The sequence below is a fragment of the Tepidiforma sp. genome (assembly GCF_034433535.1).
GTDB lineage: Bacteria > Chloroflexota > Dehalococcoidia > Tepidiformales > Tepidiformaceae > Tepidiforma.
In genome coordinates this window covers 1-10018 of the sequence record NZ_DAOUAO010000120.1, presented here as the reverse complement: position 1 = coordinate 10018, position 10018 = coordinate 1, and the positions used below count along the sequence as shown (strand labels likewise).

9 protein-coding genes, 1 tRNA gene and 1 pseudogene are annotated in these 10018 nt (G+C 69.4%); 5 read left to right on the top strand and 6 right to left on the bottom strand.

What is annotated here, in order from left to right:
* A partial coding sequence (locus VAE46_RS06505; protein WP_322796111.1) for a class I SAM-dependent methyltransferase occupies nt 1-1522 on the bottom strand: 1522 nt, incomplete at its 3' end.
* Nucleotides 1523-1799: 277 nt separating this feature from the next.
* Here VAE46_RS06505 and VAE46_RS06500 point away from each other — a divergent pair.
* Both VAE46_RS06500 and VAE46_RS06495 read left to right on the top strand, forming a co-directional pair.
* Nucleotides 1800-2996 (top strand): aminotransferase class I/II-fold pyridoxal phosphate-dependent enzyme, encoded by a 1197-nt coding sequence (locus VAE46_RS06500; protein ID WP_322796110.1) that lies wholly within the window; start codon nt 1800-1802, stop codon nt 2994-2996.
* 115 nt (nt 2997-3111) lie between these two features.
* Nucleotides 3112-3501: a hypothetical protein gene (locus tag VAE46_RS06495; protein WP_322796109.1), complete on the top strand. Its 390-nt coding sequence runs from the start codon at nt 3112-3114 to the stop codon at nt 3499-3501.
* Between the two features lie 40 nt (nt 3502-3541).
* Here VAE46_RS06495 and VAE46_RS06490 read toward each other — a convergent pair.
* The 3 genes from VAE46_RS06490 to VAE46_RS06480 all read right to left on the bottom strand — a co-directional run bounded on the left by VAE46_RS06490 (nt 3542) and on the right by VAE46_RS06480 (nt 5846).
* Nucleotides 3542-3618: transfer RNA gene (locus VAE46_RS06490), tRNA-Pro, on the bottom strand.
* Nucleotides 3619-3693: 75 nt separating this feature from the next.
* Nucleotides 3694-5028 (bottom strand): MFS transporter, encoded by a 1335-nt coding sequence (locus VAE46_RS06485; RefSeq protein ID WP_322796108.1) that lies wholly within the window; start codon nt 5026-5028, stop codon nt 3694-3696.
* Nucleotides 5029-5066: 38 nt separating this feature from the next.
* Nucleotides 5067-5846, bottom strand: a complete 780-nt coding sequence (locus tag VAE46_RS06480) for an exodeoxyribonuclease III (protein ID WP_322796107.1) — start codon at nt 5844-5846, stop codon at nt 5067-5069.
* 136 nt (nt 5847-5982) lie between these two features.
* Here VAE46_RS06480 and VAE46_RS06475 point away from each other — a divergent pair, with 136 nt between their 5' ends.
* Nucleotides 5983-6156 (top strand): hypothetical protein, encoded by a 174-nt coding sequence (locus VAE46_RS06475; RefSeq protein ID WP_322796106.1) that lies wholly within the window; start codon nt 5983-5985, stop codon nt 6154-6156.
* On the opposite strand, the gene VAE46_RS06470 is transcribed toward VAE46_RS06475, so the two are convergent.
* A complete protein-coding gene (locus VAE46_RS06470; protein WP_322796105.1) occupies nt 6153-7028 on the bottom strand; it encodes a hypothetical protein in 876 nt (291 codons plus the stop codon). The genes VAE46_RS06475 and VAE46_RS06470 overlap by 4 nt on opposite strands.
* Nucleotides 6952-7845, bottom strand: a complete 894-nt coding sequence (locus tag VAE46_RS06465) for an amidohydrolase family protein (protein ID WP_322796104.1) — start codon at nt 7843-7845, stop codon at nt 6952-6954. The genes VAE46_RS06470 and VAE46_RS06465 overlap by 77 nt, the downstream gene beginning before the upstream one ends.
* A 99-nt stretch (nt 7846-7944) precedes the next feature.
* Between VAE46_RS06465 and VAE46_RS06460 the strand changes: the two genes are divergently transcribed.
* Entirely contained in the window at nt 7945-9189 is a 1245-nt protein-coding gene (locus tag VAE46_RS06460; protein WP_322796103.1) for an MFS transporter, read from the top strand.
* A gap of 22 nt (nt 9190-9211) precedes the next feature.
* Nucleotides 9212-10018: pseudogene (locus VAE46_RS06455) on the top strand (hypothetical protein); the annotation flags it as partial.

The window sequence follows — 10018 nt, the reverse complement described above, 5'->3', positions numbered from 1 at the left end:
AGGCGTGGCGGGCGAGCCACTGGAGGGCGGCGACCACCGCGACCCGTGCGGTGGCGAGGGAGAGCCCGGCCGCGCGGATGGCCTCATCCTCGGCCCTGGGGGCGAGCTGCTCGTGGACGATGCGGGCGAGGTCATCGATGGTGCGGGTGCCATCGAGGAACGGCAGCAGGCGGAGGGCGAGCGGCGGGACATCTTCGACGGTGTGCAGCATGGAAACCGGGATGCCGTCACGCGCGGCCTGGTCGCGGGCCGGGGCGAAGGCGCGCGGGAGCGGGCCGGGCGCCGCCGCAGGCGCGGCAGGCTCCGCTTCGAGGCGGATGGCGCCGAGCCAGAACAGGCGGAGGAGCTTGGGCGCGGTGCGGTCCCAGAAGCGGCGCGGGTCGATGCGCTCGGCGAGTTGTTCGACAGGGAGCGCGCGCGGGCGGGCGGCGTCGAGCAGGCGGATGGCCTCGAGGAGGTCGGGGTCGCGGAGGGTGAGGATCCCGCCGGGATGGCGGACCTTCGGCAGGCCGGGGTCGTAGCGCTCTTCGCCGGGGGCGATGAACTCGCCGAGGAGGCGGAGCGCGAGCCCGCGGAGCGCGCCCGGCGCGGGATTCCGGTCGATGGGGGTCCCGGCGCGGACGAGCAGGGATTCGCGGAAGGTGCGGCCATGGACGAAGTCGAGCAGCTGCTCCCGTTCGATTCGGTCGGGGGCGAGCTGTTCGAACTCAGCGGTGACAGCCGGGTCGAGCCCGGGCATGACCATGCGCTGGACGAGGGCGTCGGCGAGGTAGTCGAGGCCAGCCGCTTCGGCCTGCGCGATGAACTCGGTGAAATAGACCGGGGTGTTGATCGGTTCGAGGTGCTCGTGGGCGATGTAGTCGTCGGGACGGTCGGCGATGATGTCGAGCTCCCGGGCGAGGACGCGGGCGTAGAGCGGCCCCCCGGGGAGGCGGTCCTCGATGTCGAGCGCGGTGCGGACGACGATCTCGGCCATCGCGCGGGCGTGGCCGATGAGCTGGCCCGGGGGCACGTTGAGCTGGCGGGTGGCGAAGAGCATCAGTTCGCGCAGCGGCTGGCGAAGGTACCAGCCGGGGTAGCAGTTGTAGCTCACGAAGGCGACGCCGCCGGGGGCGAGCAGCCGCCCGCAGAGTTGGAGCATGTGCAGCCGGACGGGCTCTGCGACCCAGGAGTACACGCCGTGGGCGATGATGTAGTCGAAGGGGCCGAGGGATTCGGGCACCTCGAGGATGTCGCGGGCTTCGAACTCGATGTTGCTGAGCCCGAGGCGCCGCGCGAAGGCACGGGCGCGTTCGACCTGGCGGACGGCGTTATCGAGGCCGAGGAAGCAGGCGCTGGGCAGCGCGGCGGCCATGGGGACGAGGTTTTCGCCGATGGCCGAGCCGAATTCGAGCACGCGGGCGGTGGCGACCGGGGGCGCCGACACCCCGAAGAGGCGGGCGAGCGCGGCGAGGCGGCGCGGGTGGGAGGCTTCGACAGCGGTGCCTTCGTAGAGCACGTCGTTATAGCTGATGGAGGCCACTGCAGGGCCAGTGTGGCACCCGCCGGGGCGGTGGGCGAGGGCAAACTTGGGGAAAGCCAGTATTGACGTTATGGTTCGGAGCGGGGAGAGTACGGGGGAATGGTTCCGGTGACGACCCTCGCTGCGCTCCTGGCTACCGCGGCTGCTGCTGCCGCGCGTGCGCGCCGGTGAGGGTGGCGGTCGGAGCCAGGGATCCGAAGGTTCAACACGAAGGCCGCCCCCAGGGCGGCCTTTCGACGAACTGGAAGGCTGGCGGGGGCAGACAGGAGCAGACACGATGAGCATCGATGTCACAGCGGCCCGGGCGCCAGGTCGGTTCGTCTCGCGGCGGATGCAGGCGGTGCCGCCGAGCGGTATCCGGCGGTTTTTCGACCTGCTGAGCACGATCGAGGATGTGATTTCGCTGGGCGTGGGCGAGCCCGATTATGTCACGCCGGAGCCGATCAGGCGGGCGGCGATAGCGAGCATCGAGCGGGGCGACACCCACTACACCTCAAACTATGGCCTGCTGGAGCTGCGGGAGCGGCTCTCTGCGCACCTGGAGCGGCTGTACGGGGTCCGCTACGACCCGAAAACGGAAATCGTGATCACGTCGGGTTCGAGCGAAGGGCTGGACGTGGCGATCCGCGCCCTGGTGGATGTCGGTGACGAGGTCCTCTGCGCTGACCCCAGTTATGTTGCCTACATGCCGGTGACCGTGATGGCCGGGGGGACGTTCGTGCCGGTGCCCACGCGGGCATCGGATGACTTCCGGCTGATGCCGAAGGAGCTGGAGGCGGCGATCACCTCGCGCTCGCGGGTGCTGCTGCTGGGGTACCCGGCGAACCCGACGGGAGCGACGATGCAGCGCGCCGACCTCGAGGGGATCGCGGAGGTGGCGGAGCGGCACGACCTGGCGGTCATCAGCGATGAACTGTACGACCGAATGACCTACGCCGGCGAGCACACCTGTTTCGCGGCGATTCCCGGCATGTGGGAGCGCACGGTGCTGCTCGGCGGGTTCAGCAAGGCGTATGCGATGACCGGCTGGCGGCTGGGCTGGGTGGCGGCGCCGGCGCCCATCGCCGAGGCGATTATGAAGGTGCACCAGTACGTGATGATGTCGGCGCCGACGGCCTCGCAGTACGCTGCCATCGCGGCGCTGGACGAGGGCGAAGCCTTCGTGGCGGAGATGGTGGCCGAGTATGACCGGCGCCGCCGGCTGATCGTGGACGGGTTCCGGGCCGTGGGATTGCCGACCTTCGAGCCCCGCGGGGCGTTTTACGCCTTCCCGGACATCCGGGTGACGGGCATGAGCAGCCTCGAGTTCAGCGAGCGGCTGCTCGCGGAGGAGCGGGTGGCGGTGGTGCCGGGCAGCGCGTTCGGGGCGTGCGGCGAAGGCCACGTGCGGGCGTGCTACGCGAGCGGGTTCGAGCAGATCGAGCGCGCGCTGGAGCGCATCGGGCGGTTTGTGCAGCGGCACCGGGTGGAGTAACGCTCAGCAACCCTTCGATTTAACGAACGCGGCCTGAACTACTTCCCTTGCATTGTCCTCCCCGATGGTAGGATTCGGCGCCATCAATACTTGCGGCGCAAGGGGGTTCGTGAGCATGCGAGGACAGGGAAAGCTCGGGCTGCTGATTGCAGGAGTGCTGGCGAGCGCGCTGGCGGGAGCGGCGTGCGGCGGGGGCGGCGATTCCACGGACGTGAAGCTGGAGAACGTCAACCCGAGCATCGGGACGCCAACACCCGAGGCTGAACGCCCGGTGCAGGAGATCAAGGTGACGGACCAGGGCTGCGACCCGGCGAACGTGACGGTGAAGGCGCGGACGCGCGTGGTCTGGAAGTGGCAGGGCACCACCAACCCGGTCGCGATCATGCTGGCGGGTCAGAAATCGCCGGAGCAGACGACCGGCGAGTACCAGCGGGACTTCGACCAGCCCGGGCTTTCGTACACGTACCAATGCGGTGCGACGACCGGGAAGATCGTCGTCGAATAGGGTACGGGGCTCAGCACGGGAAGCTACGGGAAGCTGAGGATGGTCGGGGTGCCGCGATTCGAACGCGGGACCTCTTGAACCCCATTCAAGTGCGCTACCAGGCTGCGCTACACCCCGACCCTGCGCCTGCGCCACGGCCAGGCTGCCGCGGCGCCGCTCCACGCTACACCATACGAAGGGACGGGCGCGGGGTCAAAGGTTGGGAGCTCGCCCGGCCACCGGCGATGGGCTGGCCGAGGGGCCCGGCTCCAGCGGGGGTGCGCCATGGCCCCGGGCTGCGCCTGCGGAGGTGATGGCGGCGAGCCGGCGGCCGAAAAGGAGCAGCACGGTGGAGCTCAGCAAGATGATCAGCGCGCCGAGGGCGAAGAGGCCAGGGCGGACGCCGATGGCCTGGACGAGGAAGCCGGCGAAGATTGCGCCGAGCGGGATGAGGCCGCGGTCGAGGCTGAGGAGCGACATGACGCGGCCGTGCATCTCGGGGTCGGAGTTGGAGAGGAGGATCCCGTTGGTGAAGGCCATGTAGGTGACGGTCATGCTGCCGGCCACGGCGAGCAGCAGGGCGGTGAGCCAGACGGTGGACTGGAGCGAAATGGCGACGAGTGCGCCGCCGAAGATGAGCATGTTGATCATCAGCTGGAGGCCGGGGCGGGCGATGTTCGAGCGGGAGGCGACGAAGAGGGAGCCGGCGAAGGCGCCGACCCCGGTCGCCCCGGCCAGGAAGCCGACGCCGGAGTCCCCAAGGTCGAGGGTGCGGGTGGCGAGCAGCGGCACGAACACCTGCTGGTAGGGGAAGCCGAGGATGAACAGGATGAGAGAGAGCGCCGTGACGATGCCGAGGACGGGCTGGGAGGCGATGTAGCGGAAGCCCTCGGCGAGGTCGGCGAAGAGGCCGGTATCGCGGCGGGGGCGGGTCCGCTCGGGGCCTTCGAAGCGCATCAGGAGGGTGGTGATGATGACCAGGACGTAGATGCCGGCGGTGACCAGGTAGACGCCGCCGACATCAAGGACGATGAGGAGCGCCCCCGCAAGGGAGCCACCGCCGATGCGCATGAAGCTCAGGGCGGTGGAGTTGAGGGCCACGGCGTTCAGCAGGTCCTCCGGGGGGACGGTGCGGGGGATGAGCGACTGGCGAACTGGCTGATTGAAGGCCATCGCGGTGCCGGCGACTGCGGCCGTGACGAAAACGTGCCAGACCTCGACAAGCCCGGTGACGGCCATGCTGCCGATAAAGAGGTGGCAGGCGGTGGAAACGCACTGGGTGAGGGTGAGGATGCGCTTTTTGTCGTAACGATCGGCGACAGCGCCGGCGATGAGGCCGAAGAAGAGGATGGGCGCGAGGCGGGTCGCGATGACGAGCGAGAGCATGACGGCGGAATCCGTCAGCTGGAGGATGAGGACCGCCCTGGCGACCTGGTCCATCCAGAGGGTGGCGGAGTGTCCGGTCTGGCCAAGCCAGAGGAGGCGGTAGTTGCGATGGCGGAGGGCGCGGAAGGTGGTATCGGCGCCCGGGACGAAGCGGGGTGCCATGGTTGCGAACTCTACCTTTACGCGAAGGTAAGAGCGAGTCAGAACTCGAGTTCGATGCCGACGGGGCAGTGGTCGGAGCCCATGATTTCGGGCTGGATGAAAGCGCGGCGGAGGTGCGGGAGGAGGTCCGGCGAGATGAAGACGTAGTCGATGCGCCAGCCGATGTTGCGGGCGCGGCGGTCGCGCCAGGGGTCCCAGTAGGTGTAGGCGTCGCGCAGGTTGGGGTGGAGGTAGCGGAAGGTATCGATGTAGCCGTGCTCGATGAGCCGCGTGATCCAGGCCCGCTCTTCGGGAAGGAATCCAGTGCCCTTGAGGGCTTCCTGGGGGCGGGCGACATCCATCTCGGTGTGGGCGATGTTGAAGTCGCCCATGAAGACGACGGGCCGCCCGGCATCGCGGAGTTGGGTGAGGCGGTCCAGGAAGGCCTGGTAAAAATCGAACTTGTACTGGAGGCGGTCCTCGCCTCTGCCGGCGTTCGGGTAGTAGGATGTGAAGAGGGTGAACTCCGGGTAGTCGGCCTGGATCACCCGGCCCTCGACGTCGAAGCGTTCGACGCCGAGCCCGAGGCGGACTTCGAGCGGCTCAGGTTTGGAGAGCAGGAGCGCGCCGCTGTAGCCGGGACGCTGCGCAGGGTGCCACCAGGCGCGGTAGCCCAGTTCAATCCACGGGTGGTCATCGAGCTGGTCAGGCGTGGCCTTGACTTCCTGCAGGCCGACGATGTCGGGCTGCCAGGCGCGGAGCCAGTCCTGGAGGTAGCCGCCCTTGAGGGTGGCGCGCAGGCCATTGACGTTCCAGGAGCAGATGGTGAGGGTGGTCACCCGGGGAATGTTGGCGGGCGTGGCACGGTGGAGCAAGGCGAGATCGGGCGCTACGGGAGGGAAGACGAGGGCGACCCCTGATCGGTTCGTTCACAGTTGGCGGACGATACTTCACGGGAGAAGGGAGGTGAGGCAGATGACGATGTGTCCAGTTTGCGGAGCGCGCTTCGCGGCCGGGGCGGGTGCCGAGCGCGCCTGGCTGGAGCGCCATGTGATGCGTTCCCATGGCATCCAGCGGATGCAGCTCGTGGCCGGCTGGCCGGTGCCCGGCGGCACCGATGACCGGCGCACCAGCGGGGCGGCTGCCTAGACTGAAAGGCGAGCGACCACGACGGCGGCAGCGGTGACGAGGGTTACCACTGCGTACTCGGCGGCGGTCGACCACTGGAGGTCGTGGTCGAGGAGGTGGTGGACGATCCCGGTGGCGAGGTAGAAGGCGATGATGAGGAGCGCGGCGGCGAGGAGCCCATCGAGCGGGAAGTAGTAGAGGGCCAGGCGGAGTTCGGCGAGGCTGAGGCCGATGGCAAGGCTGACGAGAAAGGGGGCAGGGCCGGTAATGCGGCTTTCGCGGAGCAGTTCGATGGCGAGGAGCGCGGTGACGAGGCCGACGAGCGCAGCCGAAGCGGGGAGGGGGAGGTCGCCGTCGACGAGCACCAGGACGTGCGAAAAGGCGACCACGTAGGTCGCGACCGCCATGACGAGGCGGAAAGGGGCGTAGAGGCGCGCCCTGACGTCAACGGTCTGGTAGGCGCCGAAGGTGACGGCAGCGACGGTGAGCGCGGCGAACCCGGCAAGGGCAGGGCGGGCGTAGCCGTCGACGAAGCGGTCGATGAAGAGCGCGGCGCCCAGGGCGGCGAGGGCCGGGAGGATGGCGGAGACGATGGCATCGACCGGGCGGCCCTCCGGCCACTCCGGGTGACGCCGGACGATGCCGTCGCCCGCGAAGCCGACGAGGGCGGCAGTGAGCCACGGCAGCCAGGGCAGCGGCGGCTGGAGGGTGACGGAGGCGAGGAGGCCGCCCGCGGCGACAAGGCCGAGGAGGACGATGCGGGCGAGGATTCCGACGGGCGCGGAGGTCGGGGTGGTTTGCTCGATGGACAGAGGGCTATTCCACAGCGAAGGTGGGCTGTTCGAGGCCGTAAATCTCGGCGGCGTTGCGCCACCAGAGGCGTTCCTGCTCATCTTCAGTGAGGCCGAGCTGTTCGTACATGACCTGGAAGCGGCGAATGTGCTCGCCGATTTCGTCCATGCCGCAGTCGCTGCCCCAGACGAGCTTTTCGACGCCGAATTCGCCCTGGGAGTTGGCGGCCAGCAGCTTGCGTTCGACGAGGTGGCGTTCGATGGTCTCGCCGCCGCTCATATCGAACCAGACGTTGTGGCGCCAGCGGGCCACGGAGGCGGCGTAATCGTAGTTGCCCTGGTTGCCGATGTGCGCGCCGATGATTTTCAGCTTCGGGAAGCGGTTGGCGATGGTATCGAGGTGGAGGGGAGACATGCGCGCAGCGGAGACGTTGCGGGGAGGCATGCGGTCCTGCATCGCGAGCATGCGCTGGTAGAGCTGGGCGGCCGCGGCGCTGCGGCGCGGGTGCGTGATGGAGTAGTCCACACCGCCGCCGATGACCCCCATGTGGAACAGGATGGGCATGTTGAGACGCTCTGCTGCGGCGTAGGTGGGCAGGTAATCCGGGTCGTCGTAGGGGCGCTGGACCCCGATGAGCTTCAGGCCACGATAACCCATCTCGTACAGGTGATGGACCTCTGCGGGACCGATCTCCTCAGGGTCGATGACGGCGACGGGGATGAAGAGATCGCGGTACTTCTGGAGGATTTCCATGCCCCGCTCGTAGGTGGGGCCGAAGCGGCCGCCGGTGAGCATGCAGGCCTTCGTGATGCCGACGCTGACCGCGATTTCGGCGAGGCGGTCGACCATGGGGGCCTGGTCTTCGTCGGGGTTTTCCCAGTTGCGGGGGAAGTGGACGTGGACATCGAAGATCTTCATGGAGCGGCGATCCGGGGCATGGGGGCTCCCCGGAGTGTAGCACCGGCCCGGTGGTGGCTCACGGAGCGGGTTAACTGGGCCTTGGGTAGGATGGTTGGGATGCGGTCCCGTCCGTTCGTCGCGCTGTACATCTCGGTGTTCGTGGCGACGATGGGCATTTCGATGGTGAGCCCGCTGCTGCCGGTGTTCGCAGAGGAGCTGGGGGCCACCGGGGTGTGGCTGGGGCTGACGTTCTCGGTCTTCGCGATCGTGCAAACCTTCGTCGGGCCGTTCGCGGGGCGGCTCTCCGACCGGTTCGGACGGAAGCCGTTCATCATCGCCGGGCTGCTGGTGTACCTGGTCGCGGCGCTGGGCTACCTGACCGCGGGGAGCTTCTACCAGGTCATCGCCTTCCGGGCGTTTTCGGGCCTGGGCACGAGTCTGATCTTCTCGGTGGCGCGGGCCCACGTGGGCGATCTCACGCCGCGCGGGCAGGAGGGGCGGTGGCTGGGGGTGTTCGCGACCGCCGATGTGGTTGGGTTCGGGACGGGGCCGCTCGTGGCCGGGGTGCTGCGCGAGCTGCTGGGCTTCCGGTCGGTGTTTGCGGCGATGGCCCTGATGATGGGGCTCTCGGCGCTCATCCTGCTGATGTGGCTGCCGCGGCACAGCCCGGCCGAGCTGGAGCGGCGGGCCATCCGGCGGGCCGGGGGCACCGTCACCAGCGAGAACAGCTCGTTCCGGTCGGCGCTGACCGAGCGTGTCGTCCTGGCGGTGACGCTGCATGCGGGGCTGATTGCGATCGCGGTTGGCGCCACGCTGAGCTTCCTCGCGCTGAGGCTGGAGCAGGGCATCGGGGCGACGCCCATCATGATCGGGGTGGCGTTCGCCACGCAGGACATCACCGGCGGGCTGGCGCAGCCGCTGTTCGGGCGGGTGGCGGACCGCCGCGACCGGCGGCTGCTGGTCGCTGGCGGGCTGCTCCTCTACGCGGCGCTGCTGGCGAGCCTCGGCGTGGTGCCAACCTACGCGCTGGCGGTAGGGGTGCTGCTGGGGATGGGGGCATCGACGTCGCTGGCGATGGTGGCGGCCGGGGCGATCCAGGTGGTGGCGGGGCGCCGTGCGGGGATGGGGACGGTGCTGGGCATCAGCTCGGCGGCGAACGGGATCGGCATTGTTGCGGGCTCGCTCGTCTCAGGTCTCATCGTCGACGCGTACGGGCTGGCCGCGGCCTTCATGTTCGGCGGAGGCGTCATTGCGGCCGGGGTGCCGCTCTTCCTGTGGCTGACACGAGGCGCCGCGGTGGCCGAACCGGTCGCGCCCGGGCGCGGCCCCCTCGCGAAAGAGGCGGTCGACGGGGCTCGCTGACCGGCACGGCTACCATATGCGCATGCCGGGAGAGGGCCTGCCTCGGGAGCATGCTGCGATTGTCCCCGGACCCGGGACGCGGTTCGCGGAGGTGGCGGTGCACACGACGCAGCCGGCCCGACGCGGGTTCACTTACGCCATCCCGGAGGGGATGCGAGTCGAACCCGGCATGGCGGTGTTCGTGCCGTTCGGACCGCGGGTATTGCAGGGCATCGTGCTCGAGCTGGCGGAAGAGAGCCCGGTGGAGGCGGTGCGGCCGATCAGCGCGGTGATGGACCCGGAGCCGCTGCTCGATGCCGCGCACATCGCGCTGGCGCGATGGCTTTCGGAGGAGTACCTGGCGCCGCTCTGGGAGTGTGTGGCCTGCATGCTGCCGGCGGGGTTTGGTCAGAAACCAGTGACGATGGTTTCGCCGGTCGAGGTGCCGCCGCTGCTGCCCGCCACGCCGAAGGAGCAGGCCATCCTGCAGTTCCTGGCGGAGCACGGCCGGGTCTCGCTGGAGCGGCTGCGCGAGGGCGTGGGGCCGGTGCCGATGGCGGTCCTCCAGCGCCTGCAGGAGGCAGGGATGGTGAGCGTGGCGCAGGGCCTGGCGCGGCCAGCCGGTCGGCCGCGGGTAGAGCGGCGCGTGGAACTGGCGGTCGAGCCGGAGGAAGCCGGGGCGGAGGCGGATCGCCTGGCCGGGAAGCAGCCGAGTTCGGTGGAGGCGCGCATTCTTCGGCAGCTGGCGGAGGCCGGGGAGGCGGGGCTGGGAGAGCTGAGGGAGATCGGCGCGGAGCCGCGCCACCTGGAGCGGCTCGAAGCGCGCGGGCTGGTCCGGGTGGTGGAGCGG